This window comes from Nonomuraea wenchangensis (genome assembly GCF_900111685.1).
GTDB classification, from domain to species: Bacteria; Actinomycetota; Actinomycetes; order Streptosporangiales; family Streptosporangiaceae; genus Nonomuraea; species Nonomuraea wenchangensis.
In genome coordinates this window covers 31,572-50,977 of sequence record NZ_FOHX01000012.1, presented here as the reverse complement: position 1 = coordinate 50,977, position 19,406 = coordinate 31,572, and the positions used below count along the sequence as shown (strand labels likewise).

Annotated in this window: 17 protein-coding genes, 1 tRNA gene and 1 pseudogene; 15 read left to right on the top strand and 4 right to left on the bottom strand. The window is 70.8% G+C overall.

Features of this window, described 5'->3' with window-relative positions; translation table 11 throughout:
- The first annotated feature begins 1 nt into the window (after position 1).
- Both BMW85_RS31050 and BMW85_RS31045 read left to right on the top strand, forming a co-directional pair.
- On the top strand, positions 2–667 hold the full coding sequence (locus tag BMW85_RS31050; protein WP_091088535.1) for an NADPH-dependent F420 reductase: 666 nt from the start codon (positions 2–4) through the stop codon (positions 665–667).
- Complete coding sequence (locus BMW85_RS31045) at positions 664–1,587, top strand: hypothetical protein (RefSeq protein WP_091088532.1); 924 nt, start codon at positions 664–666, stop codon at positions 1,585–1,587. Before BMW85_RS31050 ends, BMW85_RS31045 begins: the two co-directional genes overlap by 4 nt.
- A gap of 157 nt (positions 1,588–1,744) precedes the next feature.
- On the opposite strand, the gene BMW85_RS31040 is transcribed toward BMW85_RS31045, so the two are convergent.
- Positions 1,745–3,115 carry an LVIVD repeat-containing protein gene (locus BMW85_RS31040; protein WP_091088530.1) on the bottom strand — a complete coding sequence of 457 codons (1,371 nt, stop codon included), beginning with the start codon at positions 3,113–3,115 and terminating at the stop codon, positions 1,745–1,747.
- A gap of 147 nt (positions 3,116–3,262) precedes the next feature.
- On the opposite strand from BMW85_RS31040, the gene BMW85_RS31035 reads away from it, so the two are divergent.
- The 4 genes and pseudogenes from BMW85_RS31035 to BMW85_RS31020 all read left to right on the top strand — a co-directional run bounded on the left by BMW85_RS31035 (position 3,263) and on the right by BMW85_RS31020 (position 7,881).
- Positions 3,263–4,705, top strand: a complete 1,443-nt coding sequence (locus BMW85_RS31035) for a DHA2 family efflux MFS transporter permease subunit (RefSeq protein WP_091088528.1) — start codon at positions 3,263–3,265, stop codon at positions 4,703–4,705.
- A 118-nt stretch (positions 4,706–4,823) separates the two neighbouring features.
- Positions 4,824–5,165 carry a VOC family protein gene (locus tag BMW85_RS31030; protein WP_091088525.1) on the top strand — a complete coding sequence of 114 codons (342 nt, stop codon included), beginning with the start codon at positions 4,824–4,826 and terminating at the stop codon, positions 5,163–5,165.
- A gap of 12 nt (positions 5,166–5,177) precedes the next feature.
- Positions 5,178–5,429, top strand: a pseudogene (locus BMW85_RS52620) (ArsR/SmtB family transcription factor); the annotation flags it as partial.
- A 229-nt stretch (positions 5,430–5,658) separates the two neighbouring features.
- On the top strand, positions 5,659–7,881 hold the full coding sequence (locus tag BMW85_RS31020) for an AAA family ATPase (protein WP_091088523.1): 2,223 nt from the start codon (positions 5,659–5,661) through the stop codon (positions 7,879–7,881).
- A gap of 27 nt (positions 7,882–7,908) precedes the next feature.
- Here the strand turns inward: BMW85_RS31020 and BMW85_RS31015 are convergent, their stop codons facing one another.
- Positions 7,909–8,496 carry a carboxymuconolactone decarboxylase family protein gene (locus BMW85_RS31015; RefSeq protein ID WP_091088521.1) on the bottom strand — a complete coding sequence of 196 codons (588 nt, stop codon included), beginning with the start codon at positions 8,494–8,496 and terminating at the stop codon, positions 7,909–7,911.
- A 78-nt stretch (positions 8,497–8,574) separates the two neighbouring features.
- Between BMW85_RS31015 and BMW85_RS31010 the strand changes: the two genes are divergently transcribed.
- The 4 genes from BMW85_RS31010 (at position 8,575) to selA (ending at position 12,529) form a co-directional block, all read left to right on the top strand.
- Complete coding sequence (locus BMW85_RS31010) at positions 8,575–9,240, top strand: winged helix-turn-helix transcriptional regulator (protein ID WP_091088519.1); 666 nt, start codon at positions 8,575–8,577, stop codon at positions 9,238–9,240.
- A 149-nt stretch (positions 9,241–9,389) separates the two neighbouring features.
- Complete coding sequence (locus tag BMW85_RS31005; protein ID WP_091088988.1) at positions 9,390–9,941, top strand: carboxymuconolactone decarboxylase family protein; 552 nt, start codon at positions 9,390–9,392, stop codon at positions 9,939–9,941.
- A gap of 86 nt (positions 9,942–10,027) precedes the next feature.
- Positions 10,028–11,098 carry a selenide, water dikinase SelD gene (selD, locus tag BMW85_RS31000; RefSeq protein WP_091088516.1) on the top strand — a complete coding sequence of 357 codons (1,071 nt, stop codon included), beginning with the start codon at positions 10,028–10,030 and terminating at the stop codon, positions 11,096–11,098.
- A gap of 3 nt (positions 11,099–11,101) precedes the next feature.
- Positions 11,102–12,529 (top strand): L-seryl-tRNA(Sec) selenium transferase, encoded by a 1,428-nt coding sequence (gene selA, locus BMW85_RS30995; protein WP_091088514.1) that lies wholly within the window; start codon positions 11,102–11,104, stop codon positions 12,527–12,529.
- On the opposite strand, the gene selB is transcribed toward selA, so the two are convergent.
- Positions 12,513–14,270, bottom strand: a complete 1,758-nt coding sequence (gene selB, locus BMW85_RS30990; RefSeq protein WP_091088512.1) for a selenocysteine-specific translation elongation factor — start codon at positions 14,268–14,270, stop codon at positions 12,513–12,515. The genes selA and selB overlap by 17 nt on opposite strands.
- Positions 14,271–14,294: 24 nt before the next feature.
- Positions 14,295–14,387, bottom strand: a tRNA-OTHER gene (locus BMW85_RS49825).
- Between the two features lie 201 nt (positions 14,388–14,588).
- On the opposite strand from BMW85_RS49825, the gene BMW85_RS30985 reads away from it, so the two are divergent.
- From BMW85_RS30985 to BMW85_RS30965, 5 genes are all read left to right on the top strand, one after another.
- Entirely contained in the window at positions 14,589–15,029 is a 441-nt protein-coding gene (locus BMW85_RS30985) for a hypothetical protein (RefSeq protein WP_091088510.1), read from the top strand.
- A 54-nt stretch (positions 15,030–15,083) separates the two neighbouring features.
- Positions 15,084–15,815, top strand: coding sequence for a DUF6073 family protein (locus BMW85_RS30980; RefSeq protein ID WP_091088507.1), 732 nt, complete (start codon positions 15,084–15,086; stop codon positions 15,813–15,815).
- Between the two features lie 20 nt (positions 15,816–15,835).
- Positions 15,836–16,558: a hypothetical protein gene (locus tag BMW85_RS30975; protein ID WP_091088505.1), complete on the top strand. Its 723-nt coding sequence runs from the start codon at positions 15,836–15,838 to the stop codon at positions 16,556–16,558.
- Positions 16,559–16,633: 75 nt separating this feature from the next.
- Positions 16,634–17,902, top strand: a complete 1,269-nt coding sequence (locus tag BMW85_RS30970; RefSeq protein WP_143082447.1) for an ABC1 kinase family protein — start codon at positions 16,634–16,636, stop codon at positions 17,900–17,902.
- A gap of 177 nt (positions 17,903–18,079) precedes the next feature.
- Entirely contained in the window at positions 18,080–19,390 is a 1,311-nt protein-coding gene (locus BMW85_RS30965) for an MFS transporter (protein WP_177240966.1), read from the top strand.
- The last annotated feature ends 16 nt before the right edge of the window (positions 19,391–19,406 follow it).

Sequence of the window (19,406 nt, the reverse complement as noted above, 5' to 3'; positions counted from 1 at the left end):
CATGGGACGCTTCGCCGTGGGTGTGGTGGGCTGCGGCTCCATGGGGTCGGCGCTCGCCGAGGCGCTCATTCTCGGCGGGCAGCGGGTCCTGCTCGCGGGAGGGCGCGGGCGCACGGCTGCCGCGCTCGCCGCGACGCTGCCCGGCGCGCACGCCGTCCCGCCCGAGGTCCTGGCCCGCGACAGCGCGATCGTCTTCCTCGCGACCAGGCTGCCGGTCAGCCGCCGCGAGGTGGCGCCGCTCCTGCGCGGTCCTCTCGAAGGCACCGTCGTCGTCGACCTGTCCAACCCCGAGCCCGCCGACCTGCGCGACCCGGAGTACGGCTCGGCGGGGGAACTGGTCGCCGAGCTGTTCCCCCGCAGTCCCGTCGTCAAGGCGCTCAACTGCGTGTCCGCCAGACGCCTGCGCGCGGTCGCTCACGGAGCCCCGGCGCCGACCGTCCCCATCGCCGGGAACGACCCCGCGGCCAAGCAATGCGTCTCCTACCTCCTCGAACGCCTCGGATTCGACGTCGCCGACGCCGGACCGCTGCACACCAGCAAGTGGATCGAAGGCCTGGCCGCACTGCTGCGCACGCTGGCCGAGCAGGAAGGGCTGGGCGACGCGGTGGGGTTCCGCCTCCTCCGCGCCGACATGACCGCGAGTGATCAGACAGGAGTGAGACGGTGACCGACCTCCACGCACCTCCCATCGCGCCAGGCCGTACCGCACGTGGCAGGCGGGTCCTGGTCTTCAGCGCGCTCGCCGGATTCGCGTTGACGGTGATCTGGTCGGCGCCCTTCGTCGACAAGGTCATCGGCGACAGCGTCACAGGAGCCGTGATCGGGCACGACCCGAAGGCCGCCATCGCCGGGCCGCTCGCGGGCGTGCTGTTCGCCTTCGCCAGCGGCCTGGGCGGCACGTTCACCGCCTGCAACATCGCCGCGCTCGGCGCGGTCGCCCCGCTGCTCGGCGAGCCGCGGCCGCTCAGGAGCAGGCTCATGCTGGCGCTGCCGCCGCTCGCGTGGCTGGTCGCCGGGATGGCCGTGGTGTCGGCGCTCTACGGCGTGATCGTCGCGCTGTTCGGCACGAACATGCCCCAGTACTCGACGGCAAGCGCCGCCGCGGGCGCCCTGTCCCCGCGTCTCGTGCAGTCGATGGTGGTGTTCGGGATCATCGGGCTCGTGCTGATCTACCTCGGGCTGGCGGCGCTCGGCATCGTCAAGGACCCGCTGGAGGCGGCCGAGCGGCGCTTCCCGTACGCGCGCACCGCCTTCATGGGGGTGATCATCGGCGCCTTCCTGGTCGGCCGTCCCTTCGGCCTCTACCGGCAGCTCTTCCGCGACGTCGCTGACAACGGCCACCCGATGTACGGGGCGGTGGCCTTCGTGCTGCAGTCGCTCGGGAACATCGTGGTGCTCTCGCTGATCTTCCTGGTGCTGACGGCGGTGCTGGGCAGCCGGGTGCGGCGCTGGCTGGCGGCCGAGCCGGGACGCGCCGCGCTGCTGACCGCCTCGGCCTTCCTGGTCGCCGGGGTCTTCACCTTCCTCTACTGGGACGTCCGACTGTTGGCCAGGACGGGCGTGATCTGGTATCCGACCCTGTGGTAGACCGCTTCATGACCGTCAGACTGCCCTCGCCGTGCCTGGTCGTCCTCGTGGGACTGGGCGCGGCCGGGAAGTCCACCTGGACGGGGGCGCACGGCCGCTCGCCGGCCCCCGGCACGTCGCCGAGCTCGTCAAGACGTGGCGGGGGCCGGGGCGGTCCTTAGCCGAAGAGGCCCGCGGGCTGGGTCTGGGGGTTGAATTCCCTATAGCGCGTCAGCCCCGCGCTCCGGGTGCGCGGGTCCCTGAGCTCCAGGACGTCGAGCCCGAGCTGGGTGTCGGCCACGTAGATGAAGCCGTTGTAGTAGTAGGCCGACCAGGCGCCGCCGAGGATGAGCTGGGTGGGGGAGAGCGGCCCGCGGTCGAAGTGGGCGATCTCGCGCGGCCGCCGCGGATCGGTGAACTCCCACACCGACACGCCGCCCTGGTACCACGCCTGGACCATGATGTCCCGGCCGAGCACGGGCATGGTCGATCCGTAGTGTGCGACGCAGTTCTCGGTCTGGCCCTGCTCGCGCGGAAGCTTGTAGTAGCCCCGTTTGACCAGCGTGCGCTGGTCGCCGTACCCCGTGATCGAGTAGATCGCGTTCGCGCCCCTGGTGGCTCCCGTCGCGGCGGTGCAGGTGGGGGCGAAGCCCCCGCCGAGCTCGTCGCCGAACACCACCGTGTCGCCGCGCTGGTTGAAGACGGCCGAGTGCCAGAAGGCGAAGTTCTCGGTGTCCTGGACGCGGGTGATGACGCGCGGGCGGAGCGGGTCGGCGATGTCCATGAGCAGGCCGTCGCCCATGCAGGCGCCCGCCATGAGGTTCTTGGCTGGGTAGGCGGTCAGGTCGTGGCAGCCCGTGGTGGGATACCAGGTGCTGCCGGTGCCGCCCGGGTTGCCGCCGTCGGGGAAGAGCACGGGCTCGGCGACGATCGCGGCCTGCTCCGGCCGGCCGAGCGGCACCTCGATGATCGAGATCTTGTCGTGGGGCGCGGCACACCCGCTGGTCTCCTGGCCGATCAGGTAGGAGGAGACGTAGAGGAAGACGCTGCCGCGATGGCGGCCCCTGCCGGGGACGAGCGTGTTGGTGTGGGAGCCGCAGGGCGTCGCGATCGACCGCACGTAGCGCGGGTTCGCGGGATCGCCCATGTCGAAGATCTTGATGCCCTCCCATCCGCCGGCGGGGGAGGGCGTGCTGGCGCAGGAGTCGTCGCTGCGCGGCTCGTCGGTCGACAGGAAGAGCAGCGAGCCGGAGACCGACACGTCGTTCTGCGCGCCCGGGCACAGGACCCGCGCCGCGGTCTTCGGCCGGCGCGGGTCGCCGATGTCGTAGACGGTGAAGCCGGCGAAGTTGCCCGCGATCGCGTGACGGCCGGTGAAGGCCAGGTCGGTGGTCGGAGTGGACATGCCGTCGAACGGCGGCTGTTTGGGCACGTTCGCGAGGTGGCGGATGTTGGCGCTCATCGAGGGCGGCTCCGGCGGCGCGGTCGCCATGGCGGTGGTCAGTGCCAGGAGTACGGCGGCTGACAGGGCGATGGGTTTTCTCGACATGACTCCAGTGGATTACTTTATAAATATATAGTCAATGCTCTCGCCCTGAAATGACAGTTGACGCTTTCGAAAGCTTTGGCTTACGTTTGGAGCGCGCAGCGGCCCGGAGCGCTGCCGTCCTCACCATCTGTCTGGTCTGGAGTCGCCATGACGGTCAATGACAGTTCTTCCTCGGGGTTCTCGCCGGAACGGCAACGCTGGACCCTGATCCTCGCCTCTTTCGCCTCCTTCATGGTCGGCCTGGACGTGCTCGTGGTCACGACCGCCCTGCCGACGCTCCACGAGGAGCTCGCCGCCGGTGTGGCGGGTCTCGGCTGGACCGTGAGCGCCTACGAGCTGGGCTTCGCCGCCTTCATCCTCACTGGCGCGGCGCTCGGCGACCGGTTCGGGCGGCGCACGCTGTTCGTCATCGGCATCGGGCTCTTCACCCTCAGCTCGGCGCTGTGCGCGCTCAGCACCTCCATCGACGTTCTGATCGCCGCCCGATCGCTGCAGGGCATCGGCGGCGGCATCGCGATCGCGCTCGCTCTCGCCGTCATCACCGACGCCACCCCGCCCGAGGCGCGCGGCGCCGCCTTCGGCGTCTGGGGCGCCATCTCCGGTGTGGCCGTGGCCGCGGGACCGCTCGTGGGCGGCCTCGTCATCCAGGGCCTGGCCTGGCAGTGGATCTTCTGGCTGAACGTCCCCGTCGGCGTGATCCTCATCGTGCTGAGCCTGATGAAGATCAGTGAGACGCACGGTGTGCGGCGCTCGATCGACCTGCTCGGGCTGGTGCTGGCCACGCTCGGCGTCTTCGGCGTCGCCCAGTCGCTCATCCGCGGCGGCGAGGCCGGCTGGACCTCGCCCACCATCCTCGCCGGCTTCATCGGCGGCGCCATCGCGCTGATCCTCTTCGTCGTCTGGCAGGCCAAAGCCTCCAGTCCGATGATGCCGCTCGCCATCTTCCGCAACCGCGGCTTCACCGGCGGCTGCCTGTCCGGCTTCGTCCTCGCCGCCGCCCTGTACGGCAACGGCTTCGTCTTCGCCCAGTACCTCCAGCTCGTGGAGGGCAACGACCCGCTCGGGGTCGGCATCAGGCTGCTGCCCTGGGTGGCGCTCGCGCTGTTCATCTCGCCCATCGCGGGCAAGCTCGCCGACAGCATGGGCGAGCGCCCGCTGGTCATCCTCGGACTGCTCCTGCACGGCGGCGGCTTCCTCGCCATCGCGCTGATGGCCTCGGCCGGAACCGGCTACGGTCCGATGATCGCCCCGCTGCTCGCCGCGGGCGTGGGCGTCGCCATCGCCTTCCCCACGGTCGCCTCGGCCGTCATGCGCTCGGTCAGCCCCATGGAGGCCGGTGTGGCGGCTGGCGTGAGCAACACGATCCGGCAGGTCGGCGCCGTCTTCGGCGTGGCCATGGTGGCGGCGATTTTCACCGCGCAGGGCGGATACGGATCCAACGCGACCTTCGTGGCGGGCTTCACCCCCGCCACGATCGCGCTTGCCGTCCTCACCCTCGCCGGCGTGCTGGCCGCGGCCGTCATCCGCAAGCCCGCACCGCACGCCATGCCCGCCTCCCCCGACATGCAGCCGGGCGGCGCGACCTCCTGACCGGAGCGCCCCCGGGAGCCGCCGCGCCCCCGTCCCGGCTCCCGGGGCGCTCGGCGAGACGTCCGGTCCCCCGCGGGCCGGATCCACCGAAGAACCCGTCACGCAGGAAGGAATCACCATGGGCAAGCCCATCGCCTGGTTCGACCTCACCTCCAAGAACGCCGCCACCTCGCGCGCGTTCTACTCCGAGATCTTCGGCTGGAAGATCGACGTCGACCCGCAGATGAACTACGGCATGGTCGACACAGGAGCGGGAGAGGGCATCCCCGGCGGCATCGGCGAGGGCGACAGTGCCTCGCTGGTCATGTACATCGTCGTCGACGACGCCGAGGCGACCCTGAAGGCCATCGAGGCGCAGGGCGGCGAGCGCGTCACCCCGCCATACGAGATCCCGGGCATCGGCACGATGGCCACCTTCAAGGACCCGGACGGCCTGCAGGTCGGCCTGTGGCAGCGCTGAACCGCCACCGGCATGCACCGGGGTGAGACGGACGGGGAACCGGGCGGAGCGGAACTCGACGTCGTCCTCCGGGCGATAGCCGAGCCGACCCGCCGGGCGATCCTCCATCTCATCGCCGCCACCGAACGGCCGGCCGGGGAGATCGCGGAGCACTTCGCGGTCACCCGGTCGGCGGTGTCGCAACATCTCAAGGTCCTGCGGGAGGCCCACCTCGTCACCGAGCGCCGACAGGGCACCCGGCGGCTGTACCGCGCCAGCCCGGCGACGATCTCCAAACTGCGCGAGTTCGTCGAAGACATCTGGCAGGCAGGCTTCGACCTGGCGAAACAGGCGGCGGAAGGACCGCATGACAGCGGACGACCGGCATCGCCCTCGCGGCTTCTCCCTCCCGGCGGCCCCCCGTCGTACGGCGGAGCCGGCGTGAGCGGCGATGCCGGCCCCGGCGACCAGGACCCCGGCGCCGACGCGGCCGGGGTCCGAACAAGGAGCGAGCATGGTGGAGCGTCTGGGCGCCCGCGCCAGGCAGGTCCTCGTCCTGGCCGAGGAAGAGGCCAGGATGTTCAACCACAACACGATCGGGACGGAGCACATCCTCCTCGGCCTGGTGCAGGCGGGCGGGATCGCCGGAGACCTGCTCACCGATCTGGACATCGACCTTGAGGCCGTCCACGGCGAGGTGGAGAAGGTCGTGGGCCGCGGCCAGGTCTTCTCCGCCGGGAGCATGAACCTGAGTTCCCGCGCCGCCGCCCTTCTCGGCCGCTCCAGCGAGGAAGCCGCCCGGCTGGGGCAGGACGAGATCGACGGCGAGCACATCCTGCTCGGCATGCTGAGCGATGCGGAGGATCCTGGCACGCTCGCCCTGAAAGGGCTGGGCGTCGAGACGGACCTGCTCAGAGGCAGGATCCTGGCGGCGCTCGACCGGTCGGCGCGGCCCGGGGGAAGGCCGGACCGGCCCGTGCGCCCCGTGGACGTCCTGCTGGGACGCTTCGGCCGCGACCTGACCGACGCGGCGCGGGCGGGCGAGTTCGACCCGGTGCTCGGCCGGGAGTCCGAACTCGACCGGCTGGTCCAGGTGCTCCTGCGCAGGACGAAGAACAGCCCGCTGCTCCTGGGCGGGCCAGGCGTGGGCAAGACCGCGCTGGTGGAGGCGCTGGCCTGCCGGATCGCCGAGGGCCAGGTGCCCGACGGGCTCCGTGAGGTGCGCCTGTACGCGCTCGACCTCGGCTCCCTGCTGGCCGGAGCGAGCCGCCGGGGCGTCTTCGAGGAACGGTTGAAGACGGTGCTCAACGAGGCGCGCGACGACGGTGAGATCGTCCTGTTCCTGGACGAGGTGCACGCCCTGGTCGGAGCGGGCGACAGCAGCGGCGGCCTCGACGCGTCCGCCCTGGTGAAGCCGCTCCTGGAGCGAGGCGAGCTGAGGCTCATCGGCGCGACGACCCCGGAGGAGTATCGCTCCCGGATCGCGGGCGACGCCGCGCTCGGCCGCCGCTTCCAGGTGGTGGCGATCGAGCCCCCGACCGTCGCGGGCACGATCGAGATGCTCGAAGGACTGCGACCGCGCTACGAGAGCCACCACGGCGTGACGATCACGGACGCCGCGCTGGTCGCCGCCACCCGCCTGACCGACCGGCACGTGCGCGGCCGCCTGCTGCCCGACAAGGCCGTGGACGCCGTCGACGAGGCCTGCGCGCTGGCCCGCATCAGAGGGACCGCGCGGGAGGTGACCGAGGATCTCGTGCGCGAGGTCGTGGCCGCGACCGCGGGTGTCCCGCTCGAACGCCTCGGCGAGGACGACCTGCGCAGGCTGCGCGACCTGGAGACCGAGCTGCGCCGCCGCGTCGTCGGCCAGGATGCCGCGATCGCCTCGGTCAGCGCGGCCATCCGGCGTTCCCGCGCCGGAGTCGCCGACCCCGACCGGCCGATCGGCTCGTTCCTGTTCGCCGGTCCCTCAGGAGTCGGGAAGTCGCTGCTGGCCAAGGCGCTCGCGGAGGTGCTGTCCGGCAGTGAGGACGCGCTCGTCCAGATCGACATGGGCGAATACGCCGAGAGCCATGCCGTCTCCAGCCTCGTTGGCGCGCCGCCCGGATACGAGGGCTTCGAAGCGGGCGGGCTGCTCACCCGCGCCGTGGAGCGCTCGTCCGGCGTGGTGCTCTTCGACGAGATCGAGAAGGCCCACCCGGCCGTCCTCGACATCCTCCTCCAGATCCTCGAAGAGGGCAGGATCGGCTCGGGCGACGGGCGGACGACGAGCTTCACCGGCTCCGTTGTCATCATGACCACCAACCTCGGTACGGCGGAGGCCGGAGCCCCCCGCGGTTTCGCCTCGGAGCGGCACGAGGACAGGCGGGCCGCGATCACCGGTGAGCTGAGGCGGAGTCTGCGACCCGAGCTGCTCAACCGCGTCGACGAGGTCGTGGTGTTTTCCGCCCTCGGCGCCGCCGAACTGCTCGCCGTACTGGATCTGGAGGTCAACGCGCTGGCCGACCGGTTCCTGCGCGGCGCGGGCGCGATCCTCGACGTCACGCCGCAGGCCAGGCGGTGCCTGCTCGCGTCGTGCCACGATCCGGGTCTGGGGGCGCGTCCGTTGCGGCGCGTGGTGCAGCGGGAGCTGGACGACCTGCTGTCGTCCGTGCTGATCCAGAACGCCGTCCGCGCGGGACAGCGGGTGAGCGTCACCTCGGAGGACGGGGTGACGCTCAAGTTGACCATCACTTAGTGACGGGCACCCGGCGAACTCCGGTCGTCAGCCGGTGACGGGCGTCTCGCCGAGCTCCGCGAGCTGTCCCAGGGTGGTCAGCCCGAGCGCGCTCGCCATCCTGGTCACCCAGTTGAACTGGCAGGCGGTCCACACCGCCTCCAGGAGCTGGCCGTCGCTCCATCCGGCCGCGCGCGCGTCGGCGAAGTCGTCGTCGGTGATCCGGTACGCCTGGTGGGTGACCTGGGCCGCCAGCCTGAGCAGGATCCTGGTGGCTTCGGGCAACGGCATGTCGTCGATCTCCGCGTGCCGGAGGCTGGCCTCCATCCGCTCGTCCGCTCCGACCAGCCGCAGGAACAGCACGTGCGCGTCCACGCAGTACGCGCACGAGACCTCGCGCGCGACGAAGGCCGCGATGAGCTCCTTGATGTCGCGCTCCAGCAGCCCGGCGCCGAAGACCGAGCGGTAGCCGTCCCAGAACACCTGGAGGAACTCCGGCCGGGTGCTCACCAGCTTGAACACGTCGGGGACGAGACCGAGGCCGAAGTGCTCGCGCATCTCGGCGTACAGGGTGGCGGTCACACCTTCCGCCCGGCTCTCATTGATCACGGGCAGGCGGACGCTTTCAGGCTCCATGCGCTCTCCTCGTGGACCGAGTGGCTATTCTCATGGTCTATGTATAATTAAAGTACGGCACGGAGCGAGGAGGCTACCATGGGCCATGCGCGCCGGCTTTACGGGCAGTACTGCGGACTCGCGTCGGCGTTGGACGTCATCGGTGAACGCTGGACGCTCCTCATCATCAGAGAGCTGCTGCTCGGCCCGAAGCGCTACGGCGAGTTCCTCGCCGAGCTCCCCGGCATCGGCACCAACCTGCTCGCCGAGCGGCTCAAGACGCTGACCGAACTGGGCGTCATCGCCAAGCCGGAGTCGCGCGACCAGGGCTACGAGCTGACCGAGCTGGGCCGCGAGCTGCGCGAGCCGGTCCTGCGGCTGGCCCGCTGGGGGATGGCCTTCCTGGGCTCGCCCGAGGAGAACCTGGAGGTCCGGCCGCACTGGGGCTTCCTCGCGGTGCAGGCGATGATGGACCCCGCTTTCGCCTCCGACATCGACGAGGCTTACGAGTTCCACGTCGACGACATCGTCTTCCACATCGACGTCGTCGGCAGGCGGCCGATCGCCATGGAGGGGCCGTATCCGGGCGTCGCCGCGGTCGTGGCCCGCACCGACGCGCAGACGTTCGTGGAGATCGGGGCCAAGCGGCTGACTCCCTTCGAGGCGCTCGCCTCCGGCCGGCTCTCCCTCACGGGGGACACCGACGCGGTGATCAGGTCCAGTGTGCTGCTCGGGCTGATGCCGGCTCCTGCGTCTGTTCGCTGAGGACTACTTTTTTCTTCAGCAATTAATGCCCTTGCGGTGAAGAATCGCCAGGCAATGCGTGCTTCGCCATGCCTATCCCGGCGTTGACTATATATCTCTAAAGTTGTCTACTTTGAGGAGATGGTGCACATCCGCTTCGAGGAGTGAACATGCCTCACATCGCCATGCCCCCCGAGCTCGCACCCGGCACTCCCGGCCTTTTCCAGTACCGGCCCGAGACCGGCCGTCACCTGGGCGAGCTGGCCGAGACGCTGCTGCGCAACCCCCACTCCATGAGCCGGGGCGACCGCGAGCTCATCGCGGCCTACGTCTCGGCGCAGAACGACTGCCGCTTCTGCAGCTCCGCCCACGCGGAGATCAGCGCCGCCCAGATCAGCGGCGGGCGCGCGCTCGTCGACAAGGTGCTCGACGACCTGGACAGCGCCCCCATCCCGCCCAAGCTCAAGACGCTCATCGTGATCGCCGGAGCGGTCACGAAGGGCGGCCACGAGGTCACCGACGCCATGGTCGACGCCGCCCGCCAGGCCGGGGCGACCGACACCGAGATCCACGACACCGTGCTCATCGCGGCGGCCTTCGCCATGTTCAACCGCTACTGCGACGGCCTGGCAGCCATCGTGCCCGACGATCCCGCCGCCTACGTCGGGATGGCGCAGATGATCATCAACGACGGCTATCGCATGTGCGCCACCGGCCACTAGGAGATCCACCCCGCGGTCGCCCGGCTTGCCCGCCGCGGCGACCGTCCTCCTTCCAGCGTTCGGACGCCCACCAGGAAAGGGCCGCCATGAGCCACACCACCTCCTCAAGCATCCGGCTGACCTCCCTCTCGCCGGGGGCCGGGTGCGCGTGCAAGCTGCCCCAGGCCTCACTCGAACAGCTCATGGGCTCCTTCAACGGCCACCAGAGCGGCGGCCCCCTGCCGGGCCTCCTCGTCGGGCTGGCCGAAGGCGACGACGCCGCCGTCATCAGGATCGGCCAGGGACAGGCGCTGATTCTCACCACCGACTTCTTCACCCCCATCGTCGACGACCCCTACGACTGGGGGCGCATCGCCGCCGCCAACGCCCTCTCCGACGTCTACGCGATGGGCGGCAAGCCTATCGTCGCGCTCAACCTGGCCGCCTGGCCGGGCGACGACCTGCCGCTCAGCATGCTGGCCGGCGTGATGAGCGGCGCCGCGGCGACCGCCGCGGCTGCCGGATGCGCGGTCGTGGGCGGTCACACCATCAGCGACCCCGTGCCCAAGTACGGCATGGCCGTCCTCGGCATGGCCGACCCGGCGAGGCTGCTGACCATCGACCGCGCCAGGCCGGGCGACGAGCTCGTCCTGACCAAACCCGTCGGCACGGGCGTCGTCGTCACCGCGCTCAAGCGGGGCGCCGCCGACCAGGCCGCCGTGGACGAGGCGGTCGCCTGCATGGTGACGCTCAACGACGTGGCCGCCGAGGTGGCCGTCTCGATGGGCGTGCGCGCGGCCACCGACGTGACCGGCTTCGGACTCCTCGGCCATCTGCGCCGGATGGCACGGGCCAGCGGCGTGGCGGCGGAGATCGACGCCGACCGGGTGCCCCTGCTTCCCGAGGCGCGCGAACTCGCCGCGACGGGCCACGTGCCTGGGGGGACGCGGGCCAACATCGACTTCCTCCAGCCCTGGGTCACGATGAGCGTGGCGGTTGACGAGGAGGTGGCGGTGCTCCTGCACGACGCGCAGACCTCGGGCGGACTGCTCCTGGCGGTCCGCGACGAGACCGACGACGTCGTGGCCAAGCTCCAGGACCGCGGGGTCGCCGCCGCCGTCATCGGCCAGATCGTCGAGGGCGAACCCGGCACGATCGACGTCCGGGCCGGGGTGTGAGGCATGGACCCCACACACCAGGCCGGCCGCACCGGGCAGGCCGAGCGGGGCTCCCGGCGAACGGGCGGCGAGCCGGATCGCGCGGGTGATCCACGGAGGGCGCTCCCCAAGGTGAACAGCCTCCTGGCCCATCCCCGACTCATCGAGCGGCTCGGCGTCTGGGGGCGTCCGCTGCTGACCACGATGGCCCGCCGGGCGCTCGACGAAGCTCGCGCCTCGCTCGCCGGAGGAGGGCCGCCCCCGCCGCTGGATGCGCTCGCCGGCGCGGTGTCGGACGCGCTCGACCGCCTCACGAGCGGCCGCGTCCGTGCCGTCGTCAACGCCACCGGCGTCGTCCTGCACACCAACCTCGGCCGAGCCCCACTCTCCGCCCAGGCACTCGAGGCGGTCAAGGCCGCCGCAGGGTACTCCACCGTCGAGTTCGACCTCGCGACCGGTGAGCGCGGCAAACGCGGGAGCACGGTGAGCGCCCTCCTGAGGGAGCTCACCGGCGCGGAGGCCGCGCTCGCGGTCAACAACGCCGCGGCCGCCCTCATGCTCATCCTGGGCGCGTTCGCCCGCGACCGCGAGGTGATCGTGTCGCGCGGTGAACTGGTCGAGATCGGCGGCGAGTTCCGCATCCCCTCCATCCTCGAAGCCGCGGGCGCGAACCTGGTCGAGGTGGGCGCCACCAACAGGACCCACCTGGCCGACTACGCCTCGGCGATCGGGAAGCGAACGGCGCTCATCCTGGTCGTGCACCCGAGCAACTACCGGATTGAGGGCTTCACCGCCCAGCCCGCCCTCGCCGACCTCGTCGAGCTGGCCGGGGCCCACAGGCTGCCGCTCGTCCACGACCTCGGATCGGGGCTGCTGCGCGGCCGTCTCGGCGACGAGCCGGCGCTCGACGAGAGCCTCTCGGCCGGGGTGGACCTGGCCGTCTTCTCCGGCGACAAGCTCTTCGGCGGGCCTCAGGCGGGGCTCGTCGTCGGACGGGGCGAGCTTGTGGCGAGGCTCACCCGGCATCCGATCGCGCGTGCCGTACGGATCGACAAGCTGACGCTCGCCGCGCTCGAGGCGACGCTGCTGACGCACCTGTCGGGCCGTCCCGACGACCTGCCGGTGCTGCGCATGCTCGCCGTACCGCTCGACGAGCTCCGCCGCAGGGCGGAGCGGCTGGCCACGGGGCTGGGGGAGCGGGCGAAGGTACGCGAGGGGACGGGCGTCGTCGGCGGCGGCAGCCTGCCGACCGAGCGGCTGCCGTCGGTCGTGGTGGAGATCACGCCCCTCGGGCTGACCGAGACGGCCGTGGTCAGCGGGCTGCGCGCCGCCGACCCGCCGGTCATCGTCAGAGCGGAACGCGGACGGGTGCTCGTCGACCTGCGGACTGTGCCGCCCGAGCAGGACGACCTGGTCCTGCGGAGCCTTCAGGAGATCACGAGCGCCCGGTGACACGGCGGGTGGCGGCGTCCACCCGCTCCGTGTGCCCCAGCTCGTCGAGGTGCTCCAGCAGCGGGATGACGACGCGGCGCGAGGTGTCGAGTGCGCTCCTCGCCTCGCTGGCGGTGAAGGGCTGGCGCAGCCCCGCGAGGATCTCGACCGCCTTTCGCTCCGTTTCGCGCGGCAGCACCACGCCTTCGGCGAGGCGGATGAGCACGCCCGCCCTGACCCCGGCGGCCACCGCCTTGCCGGTCAACCCGAGCTCGACCAGCCGGGCGCCCTCGGGCGCGCGGAAGGGGTGCGTGGCGAGCTCGGCCCGCAGCCGGTCGACGGCGGCGAGCACGCCGGCGGGCAGCAGGGGAGCGGCGTCCTCGACGAGCACCCGGCCCGCGTCGACCCGCAGTGGCGCGCGGACGAGCGCTTCCACCAGCCGCTTGTCGGGCAGGCCGAGCGCCTGCCTGGCGACCTCCACGGACATGCCGGGCCGCAGCGGATCGCGCTCGGCCCCGCTCCTGGCGAGCTGCTCGAGCTGGTCGCCCAGCGCGGCCCAGTGCGCAGGGTCGACGAGCCAGGTCCCCGCGACCAGGTCGCTCTCGGCGGACCGTCCCATGAGAGCGAGCTCTGCCTCACGCAGGAAGCGGTGGCGGCGCACGAGGTTCTCACTCGTCGGCACGGCAGGCCACGAGCTCAGCTCACGGGCGGCGCGAGCGGCGGAGCCGCGCTTGACCAGGGAGGGAGGACGTACGTCCAGGACGGTGACGCCGGCGACGGCCCGCGACCCCGGATCCCGCAGGATCGCCCGGTCGCCCACGTGCAGCGGGACCGGGCGGGTCAGCGTCAGCCTCGCGATGTCCTCGCCCAGCCGCCGCAGCCGGCCGACGATCGAGGCCGAGCCGATGTGCAGCACACACTCGCGGCCGATGGTCCCGTTCGAGGGCCTGAGCCTGATGTCGACGACCTGCGTCGCCGTCCACCGCTCAGGTGTCACGAGGGCCACGCCCCTGGAGACGTCGGAGAGCTCCACGCCTTTGAGGTTGAGCGCCACGCGCGCGACGCCGGTGACGGAGTCGACCTGGCGCTTCAGTGACTGCAAGCCGCGCACGCGCACCCGCCTGCCCGTACCGCCGAGCAGCAGCTCGTCGCCGACGGAGAGCGTCCCCTGCGGAAGCGTGCCGGTGACGACGGTGCCGAGTCCCTTGACGGTGAAGGCGCGGTCGATCCACAGCCGCACCGGCGCCTCGGGCGAGGGAACGGGCAGGGCGGCGGACAGCCGGTCGAGCGCGGCCACGAGGGCGTCGATGCCCTGACCGGTCACGCTGCTGACGGCGACCGCCTCGGCGTGCTGCAGGCTCGTCCCGTCGAGTTCGAGGCGGGCCTCCTCCTCGGCCAGTTCGGGGTCGGCGCGGTCGGCACGTGTGACGACCAGCAGGCCGTGCTCCACCCCGAGCGCGTCGATCACGGCCAGGTGCTCGGCCGACTGGGGCATCCAGCCCTCGTCGGCGGCGACGACCATCATCACCGCAGGGACCGGGCCGATCCCGGCCAGCATGTTGCCGACGAAGCGCTCGTGACCGGGGACGTCCACCAGGGCGAGCGAGCGGCCCGACGGAAGGGTCCGCCAGGCGAAGCCGAGATCGATGGTCAGCCCCCGGCGGCGCTCCTCGGCCCATCGGTCGGGTTCCATGCCGGTCAGGACCCTCACCAGGGTCGACTTGCCGTGGTCAACGTGGCCTGCGGTCGCGACGACGTGCATGCGTGCTTCCCATCGCTGAGCTGAGCGGAGGCGAACGGGAATCGAACCCGCCGGCGGCGTGAACGCCGCCCCATCGGTTTTGTAGACCGGGAGGGCCACCAGGCACCCAACGCCTCCACGCATGACGCTAGGGATATTGATAGCCGTCGGTCAAGCGTCGATTTCCCCATTAGGCGATGAACTGGCTATTCAAAAGCTCTTTGATTCACGCGAACGCAGAACAAGCCGTTTGTCTTGACTATATGAATTTAAAGCGCTCAACTGTGAACATCGACGCTGGATGGTGTCCTGATCCGCTGCCCAGGTTGGGAGAGAAACATGACCGTCGCAGATCGCGCTCTGACGACATCACCCGATGTCGGCCTCCTGCTCAAGGAGTACCGAGAGCAGTTCATCCCCGCCGCCGTCGACTACCTCGAAAGGAGGATCAGCGCCAACGAGCTCCGCCGCCGGTGGAAGCCCCACTACCTGGGCACCTTCCACGCCTACGACCTCACGGTGGAGCAGGCGTGGCGCGCCTCCAGTGGCTCGACCGGCCGGCTGGAGGCCGGAGGCCCCCCGGCCGACCCGGCCCACGAGATTCCGCTCGCTCACTTCCCGGTGAGCGTGGCGTACAACAACCTCGATCGCCTGATCGAGGTGCTGGCGATCGAACTCGGCGACCACACCGTGGACACGACGAGGCTTCGCGAGCGCACGGTGGACTTCGCGCACGTCATCGAGTCGCTCGATGTGCTCATGGCGTCACTCGACACCTGACGGGTGCCGCTACGGCAGACCGCACGAATCGCTCTCACTCGAAAGGTTTGAACTGTGAGCGAACCTTACGGATTCCTTCAGAAACTCCACGACAGGGGGATCGCGACCGACTTCGACGCCGCGACCCTCTCGTCCGCGGAGGTCGTGAAGGGCCACGCGTCGGCCTGGGGAGGACCGGGGAATCTCTACCCGATCCGCCCCTATACGCTGACGCCCTCGGCCCTCGAGACCTTCATCGTCCGCGAGCGCATCCACGTGCGCATCGACGGCCTCGGTGAGGACATCGTCGACCTCCACGGCATGGCGATCTACCGTCGCCACGACCCGCACTCCGCGACCGAGATGGACTGGTCGAGCTCCACGATCACGGCGCAGTTCCTGTCGCTGCAGGTCACGGGGCACAGCGAACTCTTCGGCCAGGTCAAGGTCTCGAACACGCCCAGCAAGTCGGAGGGCGCGCGGGTCAAGCCCGCTCCGGACACGGGTGATGGGACCACGATGCCCATCAAGGACTGTATCACCATGATCTATCCTCGGTTCGAGGTGGAGCAGCTCGGCACGACCGTCGACACCGGCGACCAGGTGGTCCGTCTGGAGTCGCGGGTCGCGATGGTTCCCCCCATCGGCGACGTGTCGCGTACGTCGCGGTCGTACGCCCTGTACGACAGCGAAGGCCGTCAGCTCGGCGAGTTGCTCGCCGCTGACATCGAGATCGGGAACCTCCTGCACCACGTTCCCATCGCCAGCGCGGTGGTGCCCGCCGAGCTCGCCAGAATCCTGGCGTAAGCACCGAGACGATGAGTGACGTGCGCGTTGAAGAGCCGGCCCGCGCGAACTACCGAGCGGGCCGGCTCGGCTCCTACGCCTTCAGCGTGGAGGCCGCGATCGGCCAGAACCCGATGCGCTACCTCTTCGCCCGCCGGTTCCAGGACCGGGGATGGAGCGCCACAACCTCGATCTTCGTCATGAAGCCGGACGTGCTCTTCGGCACGTACGTGTGGATCGAGGAGCGCCTCGACTCGGCGGCGTGCGGGATCCACACCTATCTGCCGACGATGAAGCGCCCGATCCAGGTCATGGACCGGCTGATGTTCGACTGCCTGCCGCTCACGGACATCGGCTACCTCGACCTCATGGCCTGGCCCCACCCCGCGCTGCGGCGGGCCGAGGCCGACGCGTGCCCTCCGATCGACGGGCGCACCCGCGCCGAGCGCCGCTGCTTCGAAGGGGCGGGGGCTTTGGCGGGCGTGCACGTGACCGAACTGCTCACGCCTCGTCACGGCCTCGTGGTGACCAGGCTGGTGAGCCAGAAAGGGCAGGTGCTCAGGCGCTGGGACGCCCTCGAACTCGGCGCGGCTTCGGAGGACAGGCTGCCGCGCAGGGTCAGGGTCGAACGGTTGCAGAGCGGCCATCGGACGGATTTCGCCAGGACCAGCGGCATCGTGCCGCTCCCTGGCGACGCCTTCGACGCGCCGCCGGAACTGCTGCGCGACCTGGTGGAGGAAAGCCTGCGCGTCGGGGCCTCCTGAGCGTCGGCGGGCGGGGAGATCGCTGGACGGGGTCTCGTACGGGCGGGAGCCCGTGCACCGGAGGGAGTGAGCGGAGTGGCCGTGTTCCTACGGGTCTGTGTCCGCATGGTGCAGCTCATCGCGCTGAGCGCGCTCGCGGCCCCGTCGCTGCTGGCCGCAGCCCTGGCCGGCCGCCGGTCGCGTAACCGTCTCGCCGCCGGCGTCGCCCGCCTGCTCGAACGCTTCGGCGGCGCCTTCATCAAGGCGGGCCAGCTCCTGGCGACCAGGGCCGACCTGGTCGGAGTCCCCCTGGCCGAGGCGCTCGGCCGGCTGCACGACGAGGTGCGGCCGATGACCGAGGCGCAGGCGAGGGCGACGGTCGCCGCCTCGTTCGCCGAGGCGCCCGCCTTCATCGCGGCCGCGGTCTCGGCACCGCCGGTCGCGAGCGGCTCGATCGCCTGCGTCTACCAGGCTCGCATGGGGGAGAGGGACCTCGCCGTGAAGGTCCGCAGGCCGGGCATCGCCGCCGCCTTCGCGGCGGACATCGCCATCGTCACCTCCATGGCCAGGGCGCTCTCACGTCTTCCCTGGTTGAGACGGGTGCCGATGGCGGAGATCGCCGAACAGCTCGGCGCCTCCCTGATGGGCCAGCTCGACTTCGCCAAGGAACTGCGCCACCTCGGGCGGCTGCGCGACGACCTCGCGGACGTGGCGGGGGTCGTCGTGCCCTCGGCGGTGGAGGAGCTGTCGGCGGGCGGCGTCATCACCATGGAGTTCGTGGACGGGCTCGACCGGCGAACGGCAGGCGAGCTGACGGACGGCGCGCGGCAGGCGTGCGTGGTCCGTCTCGTGGGCGCGGTCTACCGGCTGCTTTTCGTGACCGGCTTCATTCACGTCGACCTGCATCAGGGAAACGTCTATTTCCGCCGGGACGGATCGGTGGTCGTGCTCGACGCGGGATTCATGTTCCAGCTCGGCGAAACGGCGAGAGAGCGCTTCACGCAGTTCTTCTCCGGGATGATTCGCGGTGACGGCGAATTCTGCGCGAATATTCTGTTGTCGACCGTCAGGCGGATGGAGCCCGACGCCGATCTGGAGTCGTTCCGCAAGGAGGCGGCGGCTCTGGTGGAGCGCAGCGCGGGCGCCGTGGCGGGCGACTTCGAGCTCGCCGCCTTCGCCGTCGAGCTCTTCGACCTGCAGCGCAGGAACCGGCTGTTCGCCGAGCCCGAGTTCGTGTTTCCGCTGCTCAGCCTGCTGTCGCTGGAGGGCGCCGTCAGGCGCTGGTATCCGTCGATGGACTTCCAGATCGAGGCCGCGCCGTACGTGATGCACGGGCTGCTGCTGGCAGATCCGGCCGTCACCTAGCGGAGGTTTCTGTCACGGACGGGGGATTGTCAGCCGGGGGTTGACAGGCCGACTATCTCCGGAGAATATGACTACATATTTCTCAAGTAAATGCGCTTCTGGTGATTGTTTAGGAATCAATATTTACGCTGGGAGTTTCGCATGACCGCGCCCGAATTTCCGCAGAATTCCCTCCAGATGCGCGGTCCTCTCGCCGTTCTCTGCCTGGCGGTCTTCGTCGTCATGGTCGACAGCACCATCGTCCAGGTGATGGTGCCCGACCTCGTGGCCATGGCCGGAGGCAGCCTCGAACAGGCCCTGTGGGCGGTCAACGGATTCGTCCTCGTCTACGCCTCTCTGCTTGTCACCGCCGGTCGGCTCGGCGGACGCTACGGGCCGCGCGCGCTCCTCCTCGCCGGCCTCGCCCTCTTCGGCCTCGCCTCGCTCGCCTGCGGCCTGGCCGCAGAACCGTGGCAGGTGATCGCCGCCAGGCTGGCGCAGGGCGCCGGCGGCGCGATGATCGTCCCGCAGAGCCTGACGATCATCGCCAACGCCTTCCCCCGCGACCGCAGGGGCATGGCGCTGGGCGTCGTCAGCACCACCATGGCGCTCGCGGCCGTCGTGGGACCGCTCGGCGGCGGCCTCATCGTCAGCACGTGGGGATGGCGCTGGGCCTTCCTGGCCAACGTGCCGATCTGTGCCGTGGCGATCCTCCTGGTGCGTGCCCTCGTCCCGGTGGCTCCGCCGTACCGGAGCTCGGCCCTCGACCTCGTGGGCGTGGCCCTGGTCATCGGAGCCCTGGCCGCCCTCACCTACGCCCTGATCGGTACGGCAGGCAATCCGGCGGCCTTCGCCGTGGGCGGCATCCTCACGCTCGTGCTGTTCGCGTGGTGGGAGCGCCGCCACACGCACCCGCTGACACCGCCACGCCTGTTCCGCGATCGCGCCTTCGTCCTGGCGGGCTGGCTGGGCTGCGCCCAGTTCCTCGTCCTGTCCGGCCTGATGCTCGTCATCAGCCTGCACGTCAGGAACGTGCTCGGTGGCAGCGCACTGGACACCGCCCTGGCCTTCCTCCCCATGGCGATCGCCGCGGGCATCCTGTCGCCGCTCGCGGGGGCGATCACCGACCGGACGGGCGGCAGGACCGTCCTCACCTCCGGGATGCTCGCCATGGCGGCGGGCGTGGCGGGCTTCGCCGCCCTGGCCGTGCGACCCGCTCCGCTCCTGGTGCTGGCGATCCCCCTGGCCGTCGTCGGCTGCGGCGTGGGCCTGGTCATGGCCCCCGCGAGCGCGGAAGCCGTCAGCACGCTCCCCCCAGACCTGGTGCCGGTCGCCTCCGGCGTGCTCAACACAGGACGCCAGGTCGCGGCCCTGCTCGGGGTCGCCGTCGCGGGAGGCGCGCTGCGGGCGGGCTCCATGCTCGCCCTGACCCTGCTGGCGGGCGTCGCCGTGCTCGCGGCGGCGAGCGGGCTGCTGCTGAGAAGCCGATCCCGCGTACTGACCACCTGACCGATCCACCAGCCAT

Coding starts and splice junctions, on each gene's coding strand:
- BMW85_RS31050 (WP_091088535.1), top strand. CDS start 2: ATGGGACGCTTCGCCGTGGGTGTGGTGGGCTGCGGCTCCATGGGGTCG.
- BMW85_RS31040 (WP_091088530.1), bottom strand. CDS start 3,115: ATGTCGAGAAAACCCATCGCCCTGTCAGCCGCCGTACTCCTGGCACTG.
- BMW85_RS31035 (WP_091088528.1), top strand. CDS start 3,263: ATGACGGTCAATGACAGTTCTTCCTCGGGGTTCTCGCCGGAACGGCAA.
- BMW85_RS31030 (WP_091088525.1), top strand. CDS start 4,824: ATGGGCAAGCCCATCGCCTGGTTCGACCTCACCTCCAAGAACGCCGCC.
- BMW85_RS31020 (WP_091088523.1), top strand. CDS start 5,659: ATGGTGGAGCGTCTGGGCGCCCGCGCCAGGCAGGTCCTCGTCCTGGCC.
- BMW85_RS31015 (WP_091088521.1), bottom strand. CDS start 8,496: ATGGAGCCTGAAAGCGTCCGCCTGCCCGTGATCAATGAGAGCCGGGCG.
- BMW85_RS31010 (WP_091088519.1), top strand. CDS start 8,575: ATGGGCCATGCGCGCCGGCTTTACGGGCAGTACTGCGGACTCGCGTCG.
- BMW85_RS31005 (WP_091088988.1), top strand. CDS start 9,390: ATGCCTCACATCGCCATGCCCCCCGAGCTCGCACCCGGCACTCCCGGC.
- selD (WP_091088516.1), top strand. CDS start 10,028: ATGAGCCACACCACCTCCTCAAGCATCCGGCTGACCTCCCTCTCGCCG.
- selA (WP_091088514.1), top strand. CDS start 11,102: ATGGACCCCACACACCAGGCCGGCCGCACCGGGCAGGCCGAGCGGGGC.
- selB (WP_091088512.1), bottom strand. CDS start 14,270: ATGCACGTCGTCGCGACCGCAGGCCACGTTGACCACGGCAAGTCGACC.
- BMW85_RS30985 (WP_091088510.1), top strand. CDS start 14,589: ATGACCGTCGCAGATCGCGCTCTGACGACATCACCCGATGTCGGCCTC.
- BMW85_RS30965 (WP_177240966.1), top strand. CDS start 18,080: ATGCGCGGTCCTCTCGCCGTTCTCTGCCTGGCGGTCTTCGTCGTCATG.